Here is a 21,712-nt window from a genome sequence, read left to right on the forward strand (position 1 = left end):
GATCGCCGCGCCTGGCCGCAGGTGAGGTCGATGGCGTTCTCCTGGAGTTGCAGCGTACGAGTGTGATCATTGGCGCCGGCGGAATGTGGCTTCCAGGACATGCTGACATCGGGGAGTGTTACAACCCAGAGATTGTGGAGCAGTTGCTCAACCCGGGGGGGCGTAGAGGTCGATGTCGACGAACTGATCGCGGAGCTCGAAGCCATGCTCGCGAAGGCCCGATCGAAATAGGCCGCGTAGTAGGCAGACGCTGCGGCCAGTTGTACCTCAGCAGCACAACTGGCCAGGCGTAACTACGCTAAGTCATTGTGTCGGTGGATCCAGTGGGCGGGGATGAGCCCATCGTCCTTGGTCTCCCAGGCCGCCACGGGCACGGTGTCAGCGACCTGCCCCCAAATGTCCGGGCCCGCATGTTCAAGGACAATGATCTGGATGAAATGACCCGCACGCTTGAGGCCTTCAGCCAGTACTTCGAAGATTCGGCGCGTGGCAACGACATCCGCTGGCCGGGCTTGATTCACCGCTTCGAAACCTGCATCCAATGCGTTGATGCCACCGGTGTTACTTGGGAAATAGACTTGGCTCGGCTGGTCGATCACGATGAAGCTGAAAGGCGGGAGCTTGCGATTCTCTTCCTTCGACAGGTATTCATGAATACCGAGGAACGTCGCGATGTGGTAACCCATCCAGTTAGCACCACTGCCGATCTCCCAAAGGAAATCCCGCTGGCTGTGAGAATCGAAGCGAAGCGTGAGCTCTTTCCTATCGAGATAAATCTGAGCGCCAGGCGTTCCGTTCAAGCCGAATTGATCCGCATAGTCCTCGAACATCGGGGCCAACTGGGCATCCACCTTCCGCTCTTGCTCAGCCATGTCGGTCAATGACATCTGGAAGTTGTAATGCCGAATCAGGCTTTCCAGCTCTGTCATGCGCTTTGTCAGACCCTCGTCTGCTTCAGAGCCATCCAGTTGTTTGATCAGCCGGCTGATCTCGCCCGCCACATAGTAAATCTGGCCAATGGCGTTTCGTGTGCGCTCATCCTCTTGGATCAAGCGAGCCTGCTCTCGCATCAAACGAGACAGCTCACGCTCCTCTTTGGCGCGCTGCCGTTTAAGCGTAGCCAGTTGCTTGTCGACTACGGGGTTGTCCTTGAGCGCGTCCGAAATCCGGGTAACCTTGTTGACCTTCTCTTCCAGGTTCTCGATCACCATAGGCAGGGCGTTTGTGAACGAGCCGCAGGCCACGCAGTGTCCACCGTCAGAGACGCTCTGCTTGAGCCAATCAAGACCAATGACATGGGACTTCTCAGTATCAATGGCCGCGACGAACTGCTTGCTGTTACGAGCCAGGTGGTCGAAGCCATCGATCTGGGCATCAAATTCGTCAACGATACCTTGTTGCTTCCCGACTTCCTCGATGACCGCCTTCAGCTTTTCTGAGATATGTAGTCGTTGAGGTTCCAGGAGTGTCTGCTCAAGCCGCCCTTCATGGGTAGCGATGACGACCTTCTTGAGCAGTTCGACTTTCTGAGCGCCCTGGGTATTTGTGCGCTCAAGCAAACCCAGCTGAATGCAGCGATCAAATAGTTGGTCGACGTCAGCGTAATGGCTCGCCTTGGCCGCATCGTGGACTGCTAGCTGCTTACGTAGCCGATCCTGTTCGCGCTGCGCTTCATCCCGACGCCGCTCATTCATGATGTAGTTTGCATCCACCATGCCGAGCGCATAAGGCATGGCTCGCGTCAGGCGCTCCTTGTGAGCAAATGAGTCAGTTTTGAAGAACAGGGTGTTGGGGTTTGCCACGATGTGCTGAGGCAGGAAGTTGAACGCAGCCATGTCGCGATAGGAGCTGCGGCGATCAAAGCTGGACGGCTCTTCCTCATCGGAGTGGGGGAGGTCACTGACCCGAACCATGCCATCAAAGGCGGCTTTGTACTGCCCCAAGGAGTGGGTACGGTAAACGGAGTCCGGGATGTGATCATCGTCGACCTCCACCATGGAGAGCTCGCTGGAGCCTTGGGAGCTTCCTGGAGTGCGTCGCGCGACGATGTAGGTGGTATCGTGAAGACGGATCTTCATCCCGAACCACTCGACCGTGTCGCGGATGATGCCGATTGGGATCTGGCACTTGGTCGCGCCCAGCACGTAGTCAATGATGTGAACAATTGACGATTTTCCGGTGCCGCTCAATCCGTAAATGATGTTGATCTTCCCATCTTCAAATGGAATTACTCGTGGCTCCAAGCCAGGGCAGCGAGGCCAGAGGATGACAGCGTCAATCGTGAATTTCATTGGGAATCCCAAACAAGAGCTTGTACAGGTTTTCTGTCGTGTCGGTGGCAAACCACTTAGCCAGTCTTTCAGTGGTCTGCAGCATGGGCGCAGGAATGGTGTTCTTTACGCCTCGTGGCCAACGATCGACCAGTACTTGGAAGCTTGTCTCGCTCCCCTTGGTGCCGAGTTTTCCAACCAGACGAGAGGAGACGGCGAGATTGAGGCCTTGCAGGGTGGTAGCCGCATGGGCGGACACCCTTCGCTGCAGATCAATTTTCAACACTGGGGTCTCCCTGAGCACTGCACCCAGGGTGGAGCGGCTGGTGCGCTTGCTCAACGCTTCGCGTGAGCGCTGACTCCACACCATAGGCAGCACCAACATCAGTTTCGGTAGATCCGGGGTTTGCCCAAGCCCTGCCTCTTGGTATTCGCCAATAAAATGCGTCAGCAGGAAGCAGGCCAAAGACGAGTTATGGATCAATTGACGATCCAAATATGCGTCACTCATGATTCCTCCTCCGAGGCCGGCGCGTCACGGTGCCAATGGATAGGCGAATGTGTCCCATCGGCATTTGCCATCCTGTGATAGGTGCCGCTGAACAGGTACTGAGCCGTGGAGTTCACACGTCCGACCTTCATGGGAAAGGTGTCTGGAAACAATGTTCTGACCATCACAGCTCTGTAATCAGCGATGTCGTAGTGATTCAACGACTTCATGTTGTCCAGCTGGTGGCGATCGTTAATTGACTCCCAGCGATCACTGAGCACACGCTCAGCTGAATCGAAGTCCCTGAGCAGAACTCCACCTGATTCCAGAAGGCGGATGCGCTCGGAGTAGGCGGCACAGAAGAAGCTGAATTGCTTCATCAGCAGTTCTTTTGGCATGTTGATTTGGTTGAGCTGCTCCACGAAGAGCATGTCAGCGGGATCGATCTTCTCGGCCCACTGTGCGAACTCGGTTTTCTCGAAGGGCAGAGGTTCCCAAGGGCCATTCATGAACGCCTCAACGAGCGTTTGGCGCTTGTTGTAATACGGCTGAGCAGTCGTCCAGAAAGGCTTTCGGGCTACCCAGGTCTCCTGGCAACGGTCGAACAATAAACCGACCAGACCATGGTAGATGTCCTCAGCATTCGCCACCGCATCCTCGGGAAGGTGAAGGGATGCGATCACACGCTGCTTCATCTGGGCATTGTGCTGGCCGTCCTCAATGGACATGTGCTCGATCAGAAATGCCAAGTCGGCGTCCGAGTACGCGATGACATCTCGAGCGATCTCGCCTGGCTTGCCTGTCATGCCGCTGGCATGGGTTCGCAGTGCAACGACCGCGTCTGCGACTTCCTGCTTTAAAGAGGCATCAGAAAGCCGCATGGCAAGCGTGCCTTTCTTAAGCAGTCGGTTCGTGACGAGGAGGAATTGCAACTCCTCATGCTCCTTCCGAGCAGCCGCTAACCCGTTCAACCAGATGCGGAGTGTCTTCCACAGGTTTTTACTGCTGTCTTGCAGCGGGTTTTTGCGAGGTTGGACAGAGAGCTTCGCTTGTTCTGACACACGCCGAGAACCTGTCGCTGTCTGGCTGATCTCTTCAACATCATCAGCCGTTTCAATGCCAAACCGGGTCTGCGCATTGGGTGCCGTGAAGATGCGGTACAGCGCGCGTTCGTACTGGTAGCCATACCCCGCTGCGCTGGGGCTAGCATCTGGATCCTTCATCCTTCTATCTCTTAGTCCATACCCGTGTAACGGCGGGGCCGAGCCCCCATTCCTCTTTCCATGGCGCAACGGGTAAAGGAATGTACCGGCGAAGATGTCATTTGGCCATAACTTTGAGGGCGTTAGATGGGCGAATGTGAAGAAGAGCGTTGTTCGAAAGGCCCTCAAGAGATAGCTGTAGGCGTGTAGCTTCCCGCAAATTGGACACTTCGACCGCATACAGCTGATCGAAGCTGAGAGCTGCTTGGCCCAGTAAGGCAATTACTTCCCCCAAAACCTGCGAATCAGGAGGCCCCTGGCGAGGGCGGATAGAGACCCAGGCCGTCATGGATCTCATTCGACGATTGGAGCATGGGGTAGGGGTTTGAGTGGGCAACTTCGTCGGCCATGTGATAGAGCAAACCAATACCTTGAACAATCGATCGCATGATCGACTCTTTTTTTTCTGTGGTGTGCTCTGTTTCTAACACGCGCCCGGCATTAGTTTGTAATAGACGAACATCGACGGAGAAGGTAGGCATGATCAGATCCTCATTTTATTAGCAGTTTGCTTCGGTGCATGCTTTCCTACGATTCCGGAGTGGAGATTTCCGCATAAAATCGTGAAACATCAGGTTGAACGAGTCAAAGCCAGGCCAATAATTTTTATTTTCCTCATCGTCATAGTCGTACGCGAGTGCAAGTGCTTGCTCTTGATAGCTCAATAGCGGCCAAATAAGGTTGAAACGCTCCCGCCAAGTTTCAGCTCGCACAAGAGCACACGCAGTCTCCCAGTCCAATGACGCCAGATTTCTCATCGCATCGGAAACATTGCTTTCACGGATAATTTCGTCCCACTCATCTACGAGAGCTCGCATCTTGTCGAACACATACAATATCCAGCCGATAGTTTGAAATCTGCACTCACGCACTGACTGCGGAACTTCACATAGGTCATTGAAGACCACAAAAGCCACTTTCGTATTTTCTAAATGCTCAACGTGAATGCTGTAAGATTCCATTGTGTAACCTCTTTTTTTTCTTGTATGAGCAGGCTAGCATGGTACGTTTTTATTTAACAAGAGACATTCAATTGACAAGTGCTAAGTGTCATATATACAAAACGGCCATTTAAGACCTGCGCATGAGCGAGAGGCTGCTTAAATGAGGAAGATTGCATTAACCCTGGCAAACCTGATTTTTAGATGAGTGATAAGAATGCCCTATAACCTAAAAAATCGTTTGCTAATAGGCGTGGCTTCCAGCGCCGTTTTCGACTTGGTGGCGTCGGATGCCGTGTTTCAGAGCCAGGGAGATGAGGAGCACCGCAAATTTCAGCAAGAAAACCTCCATGTCCCGCTTCCAAAAGGGATGGCGTTCCCTTTCATCAAGCGTTTGCTGTCGGTAAATGACCTAAGCGCCGATCCTGCGGATCCGCTTGTAGAGGTCATCCTTCTTTCTCGGAATGATCTGGATACCGGGTTGCGCGTATTGAAGACTATCGAGCACTACGGACTTGGGATGACCAGGGCGAATTCGAGCAACGCATCACGTAGTTCGAGCGTTTCGCGAACGTAGCTGGACTGTGGCCTGAATTCTTCAACGTGCCGGAGTAGAGCTTCGCCGTCGTTCTGATTGAGATCGAAAACGATCATGTCTAGTCCTCTGACATTGGAAGGTGGATATCCATGCTCAGAAGGAGTACCCATGGCTTATTCGTTCAAGCGCATCGTTGACCTCTAGATATCCAGCTTCGCTGTGAGCATGCTCCAGCGGAGTGGAACCACCGAATTTTGCCGTCGGCCGATTCAGCCAAATATCTGCTTTTGCTTTGTTGCCAAAGACCTGCTCGGCTTGGCGTCGGATCAGCTCAACGTAATTCATTTTGTGGCCCTTGGGTGGCTCGCCGGTGTCTTTTCAGTTTTAGCTGACAGTCGTGGTTGATGCAGGGGCCTTGGCGCAGTATTCACGAAACGCCTTGATGCCGCGAATGGTGCTCAATATTGGCTTAATCATGTAGCGATAGCTGACAAATAAGTTGAGCGCGATCCAGCCCAGGTGGTAGTTCGACCCGTGAAAGCTTCGATGGTTGGCGCTGTTTTCCCAGAAACCGTAGGCTACGAAAATAGTAAAAATGGCGACCATCAGGGGCATGATACTAAGCCGTCCAAGCGAGACGGCAATGAAGGGGATGGTGACAACTGAGCGGACAGGTTCATTGTCGAGCTGAATGGCCCAGATCCGGTTGACGTTGTCTTTGCCAGGCTGCGATGTCACTCGAACCGGATCATCAGGATTCGCCAGCACCCCGAGACACTTCAGCCCCCAGCACCACCGTATCCCCGTTCGGCACAATGGCCTTATCACCGAGTCGAATGAGGTTGAACTCAACGTTGTGGGTTGCTTCACGGTACGCCGCTTCACTGTCATCGAACGACGCTGCGACGATGCTCTGAAGGTTCTTCTGGGCAGACAGTTTCTGAAGCAACGCGAGCTGGCTTTTCGTCGCCATGGAATGTTGCCCTGGCTCATCCATCAATATGAAGCCCGGATGATTGCCTTTCACCGTGAAGTTGGCCGAGGTTTCGTAGAGCGTCAGGATGTAACTCCAGATCAGACGGACGAAGTCACTAGCACTGGATTCGCGCGCGATGTTGGAACTGCTTTTGGAAGTGCTGGTAACCGAGGCGCTCTTCACTTCGGCAAAGTCCTTTTTGTAGATTTCTCTGAGCTCGATTTTATCCAGTTCTGGCAGCAGGTTTTCCACGTTGAATCTGATGTCGGTCACTGAAGCACTGTGATAATCAAATGAACTTACGTTCGATCTGAACACTTTCCCGAAATATTCGTATTTCGCGAGATCGACTTCAGAGTAATGCTCTTTTGGTAAAGCGGCTCTGGCTTCTTGGTTGAGCTTGAACTGGGCTGATAGCTGGAAGAGGGTTTCCAATTGCTCTTCGTTACGTTGAGCAAACTGCGAGATTTCTTCGACGCTCATCTCAATCTGAAGCTGCTGGCGCAGATTAGCCTTCGACACGACGGCATTTGTGGTGAGGTCAGATTTGAGTGCACGCAGTTTGGCCTTGGAAATATTGATCCGCTTGGCCAGTTCTTCGCCGACCACGGTGGTTTCTTTGACCGACTGCTCGATACCAGCAGTATCTCGCTCCAGCATCTTGATCTGCGATTTCAGATAATCGATGTTGGTCTCGATATCCATGTGCGGAGTGCTTTCATGGAGGTCAGTCAGGGAGTGGCCGATATTCTGATGGCACGCCGGGCAGACGTCGTTGGCCACATCGAGTTTGAGTGAGGCGCCGTATTTGATGAGCTTCTGAGCCGCCTGATTCTTCGAGAGCTCCTCTTCCGCTTGCCGTTGGTGGATGGCATTGGCGTTTCGCGCTGCTCGATGCAGCGTCAACTCCCCAATGCTGGTCTCGTATGCGACGGTCAGCTCTTGAAGCGTCGAACTTTCATATTCAATGAGTTTCAGGGTTTCGTCAGGCAGAGTGTCTTTCCACTTTGCCTCATCCTGAGCCAGCTTCTGAAGAGCGTGGATCTGGTTGCTTTTGAACTGATCCAGCCCAACTAGGCCCTGAAGTGTGGACTTTTGGTAAGTCACGCTCTCAGGCAGGAACTCCAACACCGGGTTCTTCGGCAGGTTCAGAACCTTCATCGAGTTTTTCAGGGCGTCGCTGTTTATTGTCCGATATGCATCTTGCCAAGCGGTGTGCAGCTCCTGCGACTCATGATCCAGCCGCGCACGGTTGGCGTCCATCTCAAACACATTGGTGCCAACCAGGAAGTCGACGATCTTGATCCGGGCTTCTTTTACCCCGAAGTAGGGGAGGTTGGCGATATAGTCCGTCCAGCCACGCTTTTGCTCAATGACCATCGCCGCGAAAATGTATTGCAAGTACAGCTTAACCTGCTTGCCGTTCGTATGGGGCACCATGGGCAGCTTGAGCCCAAGGAAGTTTTCCAGGTAGGTGTAGAAGCCTTCTCTGATCTGGGCGCTCCCGCCGTCATGGAGGAATCGATAGATGACTGGCCCGGATTGCCCTTCACTGAGAACGGCGCACTCCTGAATTTCGACCAGCTTGGGGTTGACGCCGTCCTCCTTGATCTTGCGGGTAACGGTGATCGTCTTGCCTAGTGATTCCAGCTCCATCATGACCTTGGAGCGTATGATCGGGTACTTCACGTCCTCAAACTCGACATGATCCTTCAGGACATAGGTCAGTGCTGCCCCGTTCTGGGCGCCCAGCAACTCTTCCATGCCTAGCGCGTAGAGAATGCTATGGACGATGCTGCTTTTGCCCGATGAGTTCCGACCACGGATGATGTTGAGGTTACGATCGAATTTCGCGATAAAGCCAAATGGGCCGTCGGTGGTTTCGATTGCGATTTTGATACGTTTGATAAACAAGGCTATTCCCATTCCTTGGATATGGTCTTGACCATACCTTCTGTGATCTTCCTGCCAATTTTCGAAAGCGCAGCTTTCTCATCGGTCATGACGGTTTTATCGCTCATGATGTCTTTAACCAGCTGTGCCCCTTTGGGCAAAAGCTTGAAGCCATTCGACGTAGGCTCGATTAGCCCGTCTCTGAAGGCGAGCTGCAGGGCGATGGACAGCGCGGGGTCGAATCCCCAGACGGGAAGGCTGATTTGGCCAAGTTGTGCAGCAAGTATCAACGTTTCCATGCGTCGAGGCGTTTTCATCGCCCAGTGCATAAGGTGCAGTTTGACCAGGCTGCATTTGCTGCCGTGCCCACAGATCGAGAGGATCAGCAATGCCTGGCTGATCTTGTACATCGGTCTGAGTTCGGTCAAAACCGGCATCGGTCTTACGGTGAAGTTGATTGTTGCCATCAGCTATAGAAGTCCAGTTGGCAGACCGCGAGCCAACGGGCGACTGTTCTGCGCACTATGTCGTCCGTGAGTGTTCCATCGATCAGCAGCTGCTCATCGCCCAGTAGCCGATCAGATAGACGCTCCTTGACCATTTTAACCAGATCGTCAGGGTGGCCGGAGGCGGTCAGGCTCCATTCATCCACGTTTTCCTCAAAGCCATTGAGGGTTTTCGCGACCTGAAAATATGTCTGAGGCGCTTTTTCGTACAGCGTCTGGAAGAAGCTGTCGTGATCCAGGAAAGAGTCCTTGGTTTTGGAGAGCAGGGCGGCGGTCGCGCGCTCACCCTTGTCGGACATGCGCAGTTGAGTCTTACGCTGCAGGTTTTCGTCGTAGGCGGTTGGGCTGCCGTTAACCTTGGGAATGGACTGCTTGTCCTGGCCTATGGAGATTGGTATTCCGGCTGTTATACGGTGCTGGTTTATTTCCTGGGTGTAGAACCCAATGTCCTGAACGAGCACCGTGAAGTTCTCGTCCAAATGGGGCAGTTCCCAGGCTCTGACTTCATCCTGTTTTTTCTGAGCATGGGTCAGGAGGGCGTTGTGGGCAATTTCGGGCGTGATGAAGTACCAGTCTTTGATTTTGGTACCGCCGAGAATCCCCAGAAGGCTGGTTTGGTTATCCTTCAGCTTCTTGAGGTCTTTTGTAATCTTGTCCTGCTGCTTCTTGTTGAGCTCTTTGCGCTCGTAGTGCGTGTCTGGGCAATAGCACTGGAAGGCAAGCCCTGTATGCTTGGTAAAGCCCTCGATACCGAAATCACCTGGCGTAGCCGGGACGTGCTGGTATCCGTCAGTCCCGAATTTTGCCTTCAAGACGAGCTGAAGCGTCGCCTCCCAAGTCGTTCCGTTGAAAGGCCCCATTGTTGTGATAATCAAAAGCTCGCCTGCCCTACCACGCGTATCGATTAGTTCCATTTCCGAGGAGCGACAGTCGACCTCGGATATCGCATAAGGGTGCTGGGCACCGCGTTATGCGACGCTATCAAATGGCCAGAGGCAGGTCTACGATTTATAGGAAAATTGATAACTAACTTAACTGGTCATGAATACAGTGCTGTATTGATAGCCACTGTTACGAGTGCATAATTACAGTACTAAATCCCAAGCTGTGAGATCGACTGGGCCCCATCCGCAAAAGGTTCCACCCCATCGACTATTGATATCAGGGAGTGGCAAATATGGCTCAAGATCGCATTGATCGTCGTCCGCTTTTGGCAATGATCAAAGGCCATAAGAACCTGCATGCTGAGCTGATGCACTCTAGCGGAAAACGCCTGGAGTTTCTGAGCGAGTCGAATCTGAGGGCTCCGTAATCGCGCAATCCTATAGGCGCCAGTTGATCAGTTCGTCAGTGAGTCGACGAATTTCGCGGGCAGCGTGGGATTTTGGAGCGAAGTCCAAGAGGGAATCGAAGTAGGCACATTCTTGTGGGTCGCTGGAATTTTGTTCGTACATATCAGTCGCGATGCTGTAAGCATTGGTTAATTCAGTTCTGAGATGCGGGAAGTCGAGTGCCTCGATCTGCTCAAGTACGCGCTCACGGGGTCGGCAGCTTGCGTGTCTCGCCGCCTCCAGCCGTTCGCTTTGCGTATTATCTACCGTAACGTGATCGCCAATGAACTCTTCTAGCTCCCTGCTCACGCCGCCCACGTCACAATGGGTTAGCAGGCCAAAATAGCTGGGCGTCGTTTCGCGGCATTTGATCTGACGCAAAGCGGACGCAAATCTTTTGGCACTGCGCACGGACATCCAGCAGTTCGTGTCTATGATGATGGCGACTAGGCTGGAGAGCCGCCGTATCAGCTCCGTAGCACCATTCATATCAATCAGAACATAATCGTATCGAGCGATGAGTTCTTTGAGCTTTTCAGTAGCTCCCAGTTTGCGATCCAGAGCTTCAAGCGCCTCAGCATGATGCGTGCGGAAGATCGCCTCCTCGTGCGGTTGCAGGCTGGCTAACTGCTCACGCACCTCCCTGCGCCGTTGCTTGACTGCGGGAGGGAAGGTAATCAGGTCGAGTTCATCATAAAAGTCAATTTTGCTGACCAAGCTGCCTGGCTTCGGTTGCTCCTTGTCTTCACATGCGCAGCGATAGACCAAGTCGTCAGTCACTATCGCGACACGGAATCCGAGTTCGATCAAGCAGGCTGCAACATTGAGGGTTATCGGAGTTTTGCCAACCCCACCTTTGTAACTTGAAATAGAAAAGGCCACGCCGCGTGGCAAACGCTCAGCTTCATCCTTTAGGTCGCACACTTTGAGCCCGGAGCGGGCAAAGAAACTCCACAACGCGGCGGGGGAGGGAGAGCGCGCCGTGTCTTTATCATCACCTGCTTCCCATGCCCGCCAAGTACGTTGCTCAACATGGGCCCAATTAGCAGCGAGGTTTACACTGACGTTGCCATTCTCGCGTACCTTTTTTAGGAGCTTCCGTTGCTTGTTGTTCATCTTGGCTCACCTGCGAAATCTGTCGATGCGTGAAGATTATCTAAACCCAAGGTGTGGAAAAACTATGAGCATAGCTCCGCTCAATCGCGCCGTGGGCATAATTGAGGGTTTGGAGCCGGGGTAATTTCAGCAGACGCCCCAGCAACTTCAGGCCACCTTAGAGGCTCGGAAGTGAGGCAGCGGCTAATCATTTCCCAGAGTTTAATAGGGTTTGAAAAGCGACGCGCCGAAGCACTCTTGAAAAAAAAGGGGGCGTGGTACTCGCCCACCTATGGTTCCAGCTGATCCAGCAAAGTATCGGCGTTCGTTTTGTTGTCAAAGAAAATTCCGCTATCTGCTGGATAAACTCTGAAAGGTTGATGTTCATTGAGTATCAGCATTACCTTTAGTCTTTGGGGGGAGTGTGGCTTTCAGTGTTTTTAAGTCCAGATAAGCCAATGTACTCATGTCGGAACGGTGGCCGAGCTGATGTTCCAGTTCAGTATCTGATAGGGTTTTTAATAACCTTTGCGCCATAGCTAATTTTTGTTTATGAGTGTTAATTTCACACCTCACTAGTCGCAAATATAAGAGGGGGCGGGACTTCGAATTTTAAGGGGTGTTATCTCATCGGGATAGGAATTGAGAGGAGAATTAAAATGGGTTTTCATCATCCTCGCCGGGATTGTCAGAAAAATTTAATTTTACTTGCGACCAATTTGCTCCAGGTTGTTCAGAGTCAGTTATGGGTTCTTGTGACCAGCTTTCTTTATATAAAAACATATCATAGTTGTAATCAACAATACCTAGATCCTCAGCGGATAAAATATTCTTCGCATATTCTCGAAGGATGCGCCCCTCCATAAGGTGAGTTAAGTCCCTGCCTTCGAAGCATGATAACGTCCAGTCTTCCCATATGGTATAGCCTGCGATATCTTGCCAGGTATCAATGAATTCTTGTAAGTTTTTGATATGGTGGTCTTGAGTAAGGATAATCGACAAGCAGCCTTCTGTGTAATGGATAATTGATATAGGTGAAAGAACTTGTTCAATTATCGCGCGCTCGATTGTTTCGAATACCCTGTTGTCTACGCCATCCCTATCCCATAAGACTGCGAAGCGCTGCACGCCGGGTTGCTCTCGGAGCTCAAGATTTATAGTGCGATGCTGGAGAGTAGAGTAAATCGAATACACTAACTCCCCATCCTCTCTGCTGACTGCATCATGCTCAGCAAAAAATAGACGAGAGCATCTTGTGTAGGATGGCTCTTTGTTCTGAAAAATCATCGATTCGACATTATCCATGACGATGTACCTAGCGTGAGCAATGTCCAGAGAATAATAGAGGCTTGGAGAATTGCAAGTGCAGTTTGTCGGTATTTAAGTGTGGTCAAGATGCTTATCTTGATAATTTATTTAATTAATAAATGTGAAATTCGGGTTTTTAATAAAATATGTTATATTTCAGTGGCTTGCGGGTGAATTTCGACTTATTGATATATTGTTTGATTTTTAGTAAGTGTTGTTTTTAATGTATAATTGAGTTGGACAGGTTGCATTAAATTTCGCTGCTTCTGTTACGTCTGTGCTTTGTGCTCTGTTCGCTAATCTGAGATTGTCCCTTCGGAAGCTTGAGGGCTACTTTGCTCCCAAGGCACAGACGCCGAAGATTACGAAGTGGACGGGTACTCAGATTGCTAACAAATGTCTAACCTTTCAATCAGGAAGGGAGACAGATTCACTCTGGAAGGCATCGTTCCCAGTAGATCGTGTCTGGTCTACCCGAGAAGCAGTCCTGGGGTTATGGCATTTAGCCTACTGGCTATCAGGTTGGAGAAAAGCCTGAACAGCTGTGAGGATGGTGCCTCATTGAACACTGCTTATGTCGTCTCTTACCCGGCGTGGAGGAAGTTGCGGTTGATTTTAGTGTACGGGCTAAGTCGCATTTCAAGGCTTATTAACATTGTAGAGCATTTTTTGTTGAAGTTCTGCTTGGTTATCTATTACTTTGTTCAGTCTTAATATTTCAGATTTCAGTTGTCGGATAGTATTGGCCTGAAGGCGAGTTTCCTCGGTTAGCATGCTTTCAATGGCCGCCGTCATTGCGCCTGCAAGTTGTAAGTTCGACAACCTTTCGTTCTCGGCTTTTAGAAACGTATTTTCTTCAATTAATTCTTTTTTTGTATTTTTACGACCACTATGGCTTTTTTTTGCCGTGGCACTTTTCCATTGAATCTCTAAGTCTTCGTTCAATGTGTCAATGAGCGCAACGAGCCCGGGCTGTCGTCGAGGTGTTAATGTGCTTGGGTTAACCCCACATGACAATGCAATTTGTCTCGCGACAATATGCCTTTCCTTGATAGTAAGAACAGAACCTTTCTGGATGAGAAGCGAAATATGTTGATGTTCCTCTAGGATTTTGGCGTGTAATTTCCTTGCGACACCCGTCTGATAAAGACAGGTAGTATCCGCAGCAGGGGTTGGCTTTTTGAAGTTATCAAGGTCAAATTTCATAGTTAGTCCAAAAGACGGCTAATCTGGTTAACGACATTCTGACTCAATTTTCCTATCGCAAGCACTGGGTGATGCTTTGCAATGTACGAATGGTTAATAGCAATCCTGGCGAGATTATTTCTTTGGAGTGAATTTGTCCCTAGATTTGGGCAGGTTGTGCAACGCTCAGCGCTCGCATAGATTTTTGGCTCCGGCAATCCGGTAAAGCTGTCATGGCATTTGGCATCTTGCTTGCTGTTTTTTAATAACAAGCAGCAGCCCCATTCAAACGCAATATAACTTTCAATACTGCTACATACAGATTCGACAAGCGCTTCAAGGTCGGAGGGGTCAAGGCTTTCTACCTTGCTCAATGTTTTAATGATTCTTCGATAGGCTGGGCCTTTATATTCATCGCCAAAACGATCGGAAATGATTTGATGTATAACTTCGCCTAGGTATTCATGTTCTATTGAATACTGAACAGATTCGGATAGCTTTTTGTCAGTGTACCGGCGTGTTGCTCTTTTACTTTTATGTAGAAAATATTCACGTACCTGAGCTTGAACATTATGATCGAAGCGCCTAATTGAAAATTCGGCCCACGAGTGGCGAAATTGATGAGGACTGATTCCAGGGTGTTCTGCTTTGACTTCTGGGTAAGCAGCGAGAAATGAATTTTCAAAGTAGTCATCAAGCCACTGCCTTAAAGTATTCGCGGTGAGCTCTCCATTGACCTTAAGCCAATCATCTATATCCTCTCCATGCATAATGGCGAAGGCAAGTCCTGAAGACCATGCCTTGTGATGCAGTGGTACAAGGTGTTTGTCGGAATCGACAAAGCTCAAACTCCATATTGCTTTGACAGCTTTTGCGGCGAGACTATGGAAGTATCTGGGGACTCTTAGGTCACTTAACGTTTTCTCTATTTCTTCTCTGACAATTATTTCGTCGCCTTTTACCTCCCAATCAAAGGAATGAACGGACAGTAATTCGCCGACTCGATGACCAGTTAGCGTTAAGAGTATTACCATGCACGCCTGGATGGATAAACGGCAAAAATCGGAAAATTCATCATAAGAAGCCCAAGGCAGATTGGTAGGTAACGATATTCCAGAAGCTTTCAGTTCTTCGAGCAATGCAATCTTTAGTTTTCGTGGGAGTTCACTTTGTTTGGCGTTATAAATATACTCGCGTTCGAGGATGTCAATGTGTTTTCTGTTAAACTGGCGAAAAATCGAATGAATGCCAGTAGGGTATTTTCTCCATGCTCTAAAAAGACATTGGGCTATAATAAGTTTGTCAGACTCAAGAATTTGAATCGAGTGAGCAAGCAATAACGACGCAATCGCGGGAGAGATTGAGCCATACGATCCACCGTACACCCATTCAGCGTATTCCGAATCCAAATACGTCATTAAAGGATCCATCACTTCCTTTTTAAAGTGTGATGTTGTTTTGAAACTTATTCCGTCGATGATTCGACCATCAAGGTAAGCTTCATGAGAGAGAGATAACCAAGAACAGAAGTGGTTAAGATTGCCCGCAGCGTACAGAATCGGATCACCGCCGGGTAAGAAGTCTCTGATCATAATGCTGCGCACCATTTCTTTGACTTCAGATCTGTTCCAGTTCCATAAAGGTTTTGTTGGAAAATTTTTTTCCCAGTATTCGCACAGTTTTTTGAGAAGCACCGCGTCAACAACCGACGCACTGCAGCTTCGCACATCCAAAGGGCCTGAACGATTTGTACTCAAAAAGTTTGAGGAAAGTAAGAAGGTGTTTTGTGCCCAGACACGTTTTTCGATACTGCACTGCCAATTAAAATTTATTTTTCGGGGCGCTTCGCTTTTTGCATCTTTAACGAAAAAATAATCGCTACCAAGTTGGTTGATAACATAATGTTGGGCTTCGGTTCTGTCAGACATGATAATCTCTCATATCGAAGCTTTTGGGAATTCATGACCTAAATGTAGATTGTGTCCTTCCTTCAACATCTTGCTGTCAAATGATTCAAGCATAATTGATATATGACTCGACTGAAGACTTAGTGCCAGGGCTTGCTCATCGTTATCGGCTTCGTCAGCGGCTTCATCACATGCTTCTTTATAAGACAACATCAATGCAACGGTAACAGGACTTTTGATAATTATTTTTTTTCCACTCTTGTCTTCAAATAGTGTTCCGAACGGTGTGCACTTGTAACCTTTCTTTTCCGCTGCGCTGACTAATTCGTTGAATTCTGAAATTTTCGTGGCGCTGAAGTAACCTGTGGGCCAGCCCAAGAATTCTTTTATTTGTTTCAATGATAGGTATTTGGTGTCGCTGAGCATTGCTAGCAGCCTTCTCGCATCATGTTCCTGCAGTGCATTAACCGCTTTAGAAAAGGAAGAGCGTTTGGCTTTTCTATGTATGGTCTCGCTTCGCGCTTTGTAAATGAACTCCTTTGTGTTAACGCTGTGGGCCGTGCTATCAGCGTCGACAACTTCTTTTGCATAGCGATCATAAGGAGTATTTGTCGGTACGCTATCGTCGTCTACAATTGCTCGTGATTGCGCAATTGCCCCAGGGCAGATTTTGAATGCGATATCGTCGGATGCTTCTGTTTTTTTTACGCTGCCCGGATATGAATCAGGGATTAAATAATGCTTTGGATGGCCTGTACCTCTATTCAGTACTTTAGTTAAAAGTCTTATGAATGGAATCGTTTTTGGTTCGCGTGTTATAATTTCTTGATGCAGGTGTGAATAGGGTAGGCAGGACAGTACAAGGAGGCGATAATTTCTTGAACCAATATGTTGATGTTGCTTGAATGGGGATTTGTACAGCCAAAATGAATTATGAATATCATTGGGGAAGTAACTGTCAGTCACTCTTCTTAATTCAGTGTAATAAGCGTACGTTTTATATTGCCAGGATTTTTTTGGGTATGCCGTAGAGCATCTGATGGCTTTTCCGCTTCTTTTTTTAGTGTATGCCACAGTGCAGTGAGTCGGAGTTATTAGGACATCGCTTCTTTTGATACCTTGTTGCCCGGCGCTTTGAATTCGATCTGCTGCCATTACCCACCGGAGGCAAATTTCTTCTACGGGTAACGGCGCTATCAATTGCTTAAAATCCATGTCGAGAAACGTTGCATAGATCTTCCCTTTTGTCGGGTCGCCAAATTGTCTAAGTGAGCCATCCATCCAAGTACATTTTGAAAGGGCTTCTTCGAGCTGCGTCGCACTGCTGAGCGTGTTGGCTTTAACCAAGCTATCACGGTAGCTATTACAGGAAAAAAGCATACGTTCTTTGATGGTTAGATCTTTGGTTTTAACAACGGCGTCAAAAATTGTTCGGTACTTTGAAAGATCTGCTGTTGTGCTTGTCCAAGTCGCAATATCAATTGCCCCGTTATCAATTTTGCTAATTGCGTCAAGTGTTTCAGAAACACTCTTATCAACTTTTAACAATTCGCGGTGACGTTGCAAAATTTTTAGGAAGTGCCAGCAAAAGTGATTTAAAGAATCGAGCAAGTCGAAGTCGTCAACTTCGTAACCCTCGATCAATTGTGATAGGGCTAGGCGGGGTTCATCAGTTTCCGTAGATAAAGGTATGGAGGGAATGTCTTTTAATATAGCAAGGTAGGAGCGGCGGTCAGTTTCTGATAGTCTTGTGAAGGTTTCTTGCGCAACACCCCAATGCAGTATTGTACGAAGGCAAGAGCACACCTGTCTCAATGAGCTTGGTTTGGCATAAAAAAAGCTTGATTTAGTAAAAAGAGTTACGACGTTTTGTGGAAGTTGTTCCTTGGTGTCGTAATTCTCTGCAATAAAGTTTGTGAAGCTGTCAGCGAAGAATAGCTTGTTGAATATTGTTTGGGAGGGGTAGTTCTCAAATGTTTTAAAATATTCAAGAGTTATCATGCATATTGGGAAAGCCCTGAGTTTTTCAGGGATGTGTAGGCTCTTGGTCGCATCGGCACCGGAATCTGTTTTATAACGAAAGCACGCCGTGAACTCATCAGACTCAGGCGCGGGATCTCGAGTGAGCCCTAAGCTACTATTGCTATTCATCATCCGGCTCCATGTGTGAGTTGAGTTTATTTCTTGCTTTATCCCTGCTGAATATATTTGCCTCAAAAGTGATATATTCTTTAGTTGTTTCTTCTCTCTCGTGTCCCAATTGTTCGGCAATGTATTGGTATGGGTCAATCCCGTTCTTATAGCAATAATCTACAAGGTTTGTGGCAAACGTATGCCTAAGAGAATGAAAGACTGTTAGCTTTATCGATTTAAAAGATACGGTGTATTGATCAGGTGTGTTCGTATAAGCATCCTGAATCTCTTTTTTTAGTTCGGGCAGTGCGATGTCGCGCGTAGTTTTGAATAAACGGGTGGCATGGGATTCTGAAAGGGGCTCACCTTTAACGGAACACAGTAAACTACCTGCGGGTAATTGAGCGCGCGCTCCGTACAGAAATCTTCGTATTTTATTAACCATGTATGGATTGACTAAAACGTACCTGACTTTACTTCCCTTACCGATTATCGGGATTGTTATGGTTAGATGTTCAGTTGCATCGGCTTCGCTGAGTTTTTCAATCAGGTTTTGTGTTTGTAAGTTATCTGGTGAGGTGACTTCGCTTGTTCTTAGTCCGCAGTGATAACCGAACAGTAAAACCAGTTCATTTCGTTCTCGCACGAAATTATTTCGTGATTGTACGTGTGCTAGTATCAAGTTGAAAAGTTTTTTGCTCAGATACTGTTGCCGGAGGTTGAATTTTGGACTTCCGTTGCCTTCACCTTGATGACGGAGGTTGTGAGACATTACATAGTTAAATGTGAAGTTTTTTTCGGCGCTTAATAGGCCATTTTTGAAGGAGGTATTGTAGAAATTTTTTGCCGTAGAAATATGGCGGTCTATTGAGTCGTTACTAAGATTGTGTTCGTTTTGAAGGATTTTCTCCAAGTAACCAGACATTTCGTTATCTGTAAGATCCTTCCAGTCGATATCGAATCTTTTGAGCGTTTCAAATAAGAGTTTTAAATCGTCGGCATTTGCTTTTATCGTGTGCTCGCTTCGGCCACGTTTGGCTAGATCAAGCAAATAAAGGGTAGGCGGGACAACTATTGACTGGTTATCCAGTGCACCAGACTCAAGGATGGCGTAACTGTCGAGACTGCCACCAGCCCATTGAATCCCATTCACTCGTCTGATCAACATTGGGGAATCCCCCATATATGATGTGTCTATTCAGCGTAGGAAGGCATTTCTAGCTTGTCAACATCACGGGGAAAGTGAGGCGCCTACAGATAAAGGTTGATCATTTTGCTGACATCACGACCCGACTGAATTTCGTCGTTCATGGTCACCAGCACGCCTTTGCCGCGAGCATCTTTGCTGCTCGCTACGGCGACAGCGTTGTACAGGTTGAGCATGCCATCAGCCGACATCGCGGTGCCTGGGCGCATCGAACCAACAACGATGATTGGCTTGTCGGTTTTTTCCACCAGGTTCAGGAAGTAGGCGGTCTCTTCCAGGGTGTCGGTGCCGTGAGTGATAACGATGCCATCGACGTCCTTGCTGTCGGCCAGTTCGGCCACGCGGCGGCCCAGTTGCAGCAGGTTTTCGTTGGTAATGCTCTCGGAGGCGATTTGCATCACTTGCTCGCCGCGAACATTGGCCAATTGGCTCAGTTCAGGGATACCGGCGATCAATTGTTCGATCCCGACTTTCGCAGCCTGGTACGTCGCGCTGTTGGCTGAGCTGGCGCCAGCACCGGCAATCGTGCCGCCGGTAGCGAGGACGACCACGTGTGCCAACTTCTGTTGGGTTTCGACTTCTTTTGCTTGCAGTGCGGTCGGGAGGAGGAGCAGGAGGGCCAAAGCGCCCGGAACAAAGGTATTGAAGGCAGATTTCATTATTTTCTCTCTAATAGTGATGACGGTGCTGATGCAGGTTCATCTAGAAACACCCCAAGCAGATCTGTATGCCGGGGTACCCAGTAAGAGCAGAATCTGTACCAGTCATACTTCGGATTGAAAATTCTCTTAACATTATGATTTATATCAACTTATTGTTGGGCGATGGCTGCGCTCAAGACGATTGCCGTCCGGGTTTCCGAACATGTGCAAGGGAAATGTTCGGCTGTCCGAAAATGCCTACAGTGCGAGTCGAAAATTCCTGCATTTTTGACAGGGCATCAGCGCTAAAGAAAAACGCCCAGAGGTCGATGATTCGCTAAGGATCACTTTTTGTGCAGGAGCTCATATGTCCATTACTGTCGGTTTTCCAAACGCTGGAGGCATCACCATTGACGGCAAGTCGCTTGCTACCGTCAACGCATCGAGCGATGCGACGGCAGACGCCATGACGCAACCGGTGGGTGGCAAGGAAGGTGACAGCAAGCAAGTCAGGGCAGGCTCAATCGGGCAGAGCCCGGACACGCAGACCAAAGCGGATGACGGCGGTAACGCCAGCGTCACGGTGAAGGTCCTGCTCCAGCGCATGAAGGAGCTGCAAGAGCAACTGTGTCAGCAACAGCAGCAATTGGCTGCGGCCCAGGCAGCGTCTTATCCGACGCCGGAAGCCAAGACCACAGCGGTCATGGCGATTCAGGGGCAGATCGCTAATACCAATGGTGCGCTAATGGAGGTGGCCGGCAATCTGGTCAAGGAACTGGCCAAGGGCTCCAGCAGCGGATCGATGGTCAATACGACAGCCTGACGTGCATGGTCGGCTTTTGCCAACCGGCCCACAAAACGGTTTTTTCTGGGCGTTGACAAATGTCAGCAGGGTTCGCATAGTTTGGTCTACGCAAACGTTTGCGCGGCCCTGTCGACGGTGACTCAGTTGGCACGGCGATCCTCGTTCCCACGTATCAGAGCGCAGGTGAACGGATTTGAAGCGTATGCAGTGCAAGCGTTGCTCACAATAATCATAAGAACGGAGTGAACTCATGAAGCTGCCATTCGCTGGACGTCTTCTCGCTGTCGCTATGCTGGCTGCCGCATCCGCTGCTTTGCCTCTCTCTTCGGCCTTCGCCGACACTGAAAAACCTAAAGTCGCGCTGGTCATGAAGTCCCTGGCCAACGAATTCTTCCTGACCATGGAAGATGGCGCCAAGGCTTACCAGAAAGAACATCCCGGCGATTTCGAGCTGATCTCCAATGGGATCAAGGACGAAACCGACACCGCCAACCAGATCCGCATAGTCGAGCAGATGATCGTCTCCAAGGTCAATGCGCTGGTGATCGCGCCAGCGGACTCGAAAGCGATGGTGCCGGTGATCAAGAAAGCCATCGACGCGGGTATCACCGTCATCAACATTGATAACCAGCTCGACCCGGCTGTGCTCAAAAGCAAAAACCTCAGTGTGCCCTTCGTAGGTCCGGACAACCGCAAAGGTGCGCGTCTGGTGGGCGAGTACCTCGCCAGGCAACTGAAGGCCGGTGACGAAGTCGGCATCATCGAAGGCGTTTCCACCACCACCAACGCCCAGGCACGCACCGCAGGTTTCAAGGACGCGATGGAAGCGGCGCAGATCAAGGTCGTGTCCCTGCAATCCGGTGACTGGGAAATTAACAAGGGCAACCAGGTTGCCTCGTCGATGCTGAGCGAATACCCCGAAATCAAGGCGCTGCTGACAGGTAACGACAGCATGGCGGTCGGTGCCGTTTCTGCGGTGCGCGCAGCAGGCAAGGCGGGCAAGGTGAAAGTGGTGGGTTACGACAACATCAATGCCATCAAGCCGATGCTCAAGGACGGCCGCGTATTGGCGACTGCCGATCAGTTTGCAGCCAAACAAGCGGTGTTCGGCATCGAAACCGCGCTGAAAATGCTCAAGGGCGAAAAGGTCGACAGCGGCACCAACGGCGTCATCGAAACTCCGGTTGAGCTGGTTACCCAGTAGTCATTCTGGCGACACAACGG

At 49.7% G+C, this 21,712-nt stretch carries 19 protein-coding genes and 2 pseudogenes; 3 read left to right on the forward strand and 18 right to left on the reverse strand.

The window, feature by feature from the left end; all coding sequences use genetic code 11:
- Nucleotides 1-293: 293 nt before the first annotated feature.
- The 5 genes from AC1RPZ_RS12245 to AC1RPZ_RS12265 form a co-directional block, all read right to left on the reverse strand.
- On the reverse strand, nucleotides 294-2,291 hold the full coding sequence (locus tag AC1RPZ_RS12245) for a DUF3732 domain-containing protein (protein ID WP_493137277.1): 1,998 nt from the start codon (nucleotides 2,289-2,291) through the stop codon (nucleotides 294-296).
- The gene (locus tag AC1RPZ_RS12250; protein ID WP_493137278.1) at nucleotides 2,275-2,781 is read right to left on the reverse strand and encodes a three component ABC system middle component; all 507 of its coding nucleotides are present in this window, start codon (nucleotides 2,779-2,781) and stop codon (nucleotides 2,275-2,277) included. The genes AC1RPZ_RS12245 and AC1RPZ_RS12250 overlap by 17 nt, the downstream gene beginning before the upstream one ends.
- Nucleotides 2,778-3,983, reverse strand: coding sequence for an ABC-three component system protein (locus tag AC1RPZ_RS12255; RefSeq protein WP_493137279.1), 1,206 nt, complete (start codon nucleotides 3,981-3,983; stop codon nucleotides 2,778-2,780). The genes AC1RPZ_RS12250 and AC1RPZ_RS12255 overlap by 4 nt, the downstream gene beginning before the upstream one ends.
- Nucleotides 3,984-4,267: 284 nt before the next feature.
- The gene (locus tag AC1RPZ_RS12260; RefSeq protein ID WP_493137280.1) at nucleotides 4,268-4,504 is read right to left on the reverse strand and encodes a hypothetical protein; all 237 of its coding nucleotides are present in this window, start codon (nucleotides 4,502-4,504) and stop codon (nucleotides 4,268-4,270) included.
- Nucleotides 4,505-4,522: 18 nt separating this feature from the next.
- Nucleotides 4,523-4,984, reverse strand: coding sequence for a hypothetical protein (locus AC1RPZ_RS12265; protein ID WP_493137281.1), 462 nt, complete (start codon nucleotides 4,982-4,984; stop codon nucleotides 4,523-4,525).
- Nucleotides 4,985-5,180: 196 nt separating this feature from the next.
- Between AC1RPZ_RS12265 and AC1RPZ_RS12270 the strand changes: the two are divergent.
- Nucleotides 5,181-5,495 (forward strand): annotated as a pseudogene (locus AC1RPZ_RS12270) (5'-nucleotidase); the annotation flags it as partial.
- On the opposite strand, the gene AC1RPZ_RS12275 reads toward AC1RPZ_RS12270, so the two are convergent.
- The 13 genes and pseudogenes from AC1RPZ_RS12275 to AC1RPZ_RS12335 all read right to left on the reverse strand — a co-directional run.
- On the reverse strand, nucleotides 5,471-5,617 hold the full coding sequence (locus AC1RPZ_RS12275) for a hypothetical protein (RefSeq protein ID WP_493137484.1): 147 nt from the start codon (nucleotides 5,615-5,617) through the stop codon (nucleotides 5,471-5,473). The pseudogene AC1RPZ_RS12270 and the gene AC1RPZ_RS12275 overlap by 25 nt on opposite strands.
- Before the next feature lie 37 nt (nucleotides 5,618-5,654).
- On the reverse strand, nucleotides 5,655-5,846 hold the full coding sequence (locus AC1RPZ_RS12280) for an antitoxin Xre/MbcA/ParS toxin-binding domain-containing protein (protein WP_493137282.1): 192 nt from the start codon (nucleotides 5,844-5,846) through the stop codon (nucleotides 5,655-5,657).
- A 39-nt stretch (nucleotides 5,847-5,885) separates the two neighbouring features.
- Complete coding sequence (locus AC1RPZ_RS12285) at nucleotides 5,886-6,269, reverse strand: hypothetical protein (protein ID WP_493137283.1); 384 nt, start codon at nucleotides 6,267-6,269, stop codon at nucleotides 5,886-5,888.
- Nucleotides 6,253-8,391, reverse strand: a complete 2,139-nt coding sequence (locus tag AC1RPZ_RS12290) for a hypothetical protein (RefSeq protein ID WP_493137284.1) — start codon at nucleotides 8,389-8,391, stop codon at nucleotides 6,253-6,255. The genes AC1RPZ_RS12285 and AC1RPZ_RS12290 overlap by 17 nt, the downstream gene beginning before the upstream one ends.
- Nucleotides 8,392-8,393: 2 nt before the next feature.
- Entirely contained in the window at nucleotides 8,394-8,837 is a 444-nt protein-coding gene (locus tag AC1RPZ_RS12295; RefSeq protein WP_493137285.1) for a hypothetical protein, read from the reverse strand.
- Complete coding sequence (locus AC1RPZ_RS12300) at nucleotides 8,837-9,790, reverse strand: hypothetical protein (protein ID WP_493137286.1); 954 nt, start codon at nucleotides 9,788-9,790, stop codon at nucleotides 8,837-8,839. Before AC1RPZ_RS12300 ends, AC1RPZ_RS12295 begins: the two co-directional genes overlap by 1 nt.
- A gap of 408 nt (nucleotides 9,791-10,198) precedes the next feature.
- Nucleotides 10,199-11,323 (reverse strand): ParA family protein, encoded by a 1,125-nt coding sequence (locus AC1RPZ_RS12305; RefSeq protein ID WP_493137287.1) that lies wholly within the window; start codon nucleotides 11,321-11,323, stop codon nucleotides 10,199-10,201.
- A 633-nt stretch (nucleotides 11,324-11,956) separates the two neighbouring features.
- The gene (locus AC1RPZ_RS12310) at nucleotides 11,957-12,607 is read right to left on the reverse strand and encodes a hypothetical protein (protein WP_493137288.1); all 651 of its coding nucleotides are present in this window, start codon (nucleotides 12,605-12,607) and stop codon (nucleotides 11,957-11,959) included.
- A gap of 642 nt (nucleotides 12,608-13,249) precedes the next feature.
- Nucleotides 13,250-13,816 carry a hypothetical protein gene (locus tag AC1RPZ_RS12315; protein ID WP_493137290.1) on the reverse strand — a complete coding sequence of 189 codons (567 nt, stop codon included), beginning with the start codon at nucleotides 13,814-13,816 and terminating at the stop codon, nucleotides 13,250-13,252.
- Between the two features lie 2 nt (nucleotides 13,817-13,818).
- Entirely contained in the window at nucleotides 13,819-15,723 is a 1,905-nt protein-coding gene (locus AC1RPZ_RS12320; protein ID WP_493137291.1) for a site-specific integrase, read from the reverse strand.
- A gap of 9 nt (nucleotides 15,724-15,732) precedes the next feature.
- Nucleotides 15,733-17,853: a hypothetical protein gene (locus AC1RPZ_RS12325; protein WP_493137292.1), complete on the reverse strand. Its 2,121-nt coding sequence runs from the start codon at nucleotides 17,851-17,853 to the stop codon at nucleotides 15,733-15,735.
- Complete coding sequence (locus AC1RPZ_RS12330) at nucleotides 17,846-19,003, reverse strand: tyrosine-type recombinase/integrase (protein ID WP_493137293.1); 1,158 nt, start codon at nucleotides 19,001-19,003, stop codon at nucleotides 17,846-17,848. The genes AC1RPZ_RS12325 and AC1RPZ_RS12330 overlap by 8 nt, the downstream gene beginning before the upstream one ends.
- A gap of 92 nt (nucleotides 19,004-19,095) precedes the next feature.
- Nucleotides 19,096-19,701, reverse strand: a pseudogene (locus AC1RPZ_RS12335) (asparaginase); the annotation flags it as partial.
- A gap of 349 nt (nucleotides 19,702-20,050) precedes the next feature.
- Between AC1RPZ_RS12335 and AC1RPZ_RS12340 the strand changes: the two are divergent.
- Both AC1RPZ_RS12340 and AC1RPZ_RS12345 read left to right on the forward strand, forming a co-directional pair.
- Entirely contained in the window at nucleotides 20,051-20,506 is a 456-nt protein-coding gene (locus AC1RPZ_RS12340; RefSeq protein ID WP_493137294.1) for a hypothetical protein, read from the forward strand.
- A 232-nt stretch (nucleotides 20,507-20,738) separates the two neighbouring features.
- Complete coding sequence (locus AC1RPZ_RS12345; protein ID WP_493137296.1) at nucleotides 20,739-21,692, forward strand: sugar ABC transporter substrate-binding protein; 954 nt, start codon at nucleotides 20,739-20,741, stop codon at nucleotides 21,690-21,692.
- Nucleotides 21,693-21,712 lie beyond the last annotated feature (20 nt).

This window comes from Pseudomonas sp. GW822-FHT02D10 (genome assembly GCF_058802345.1).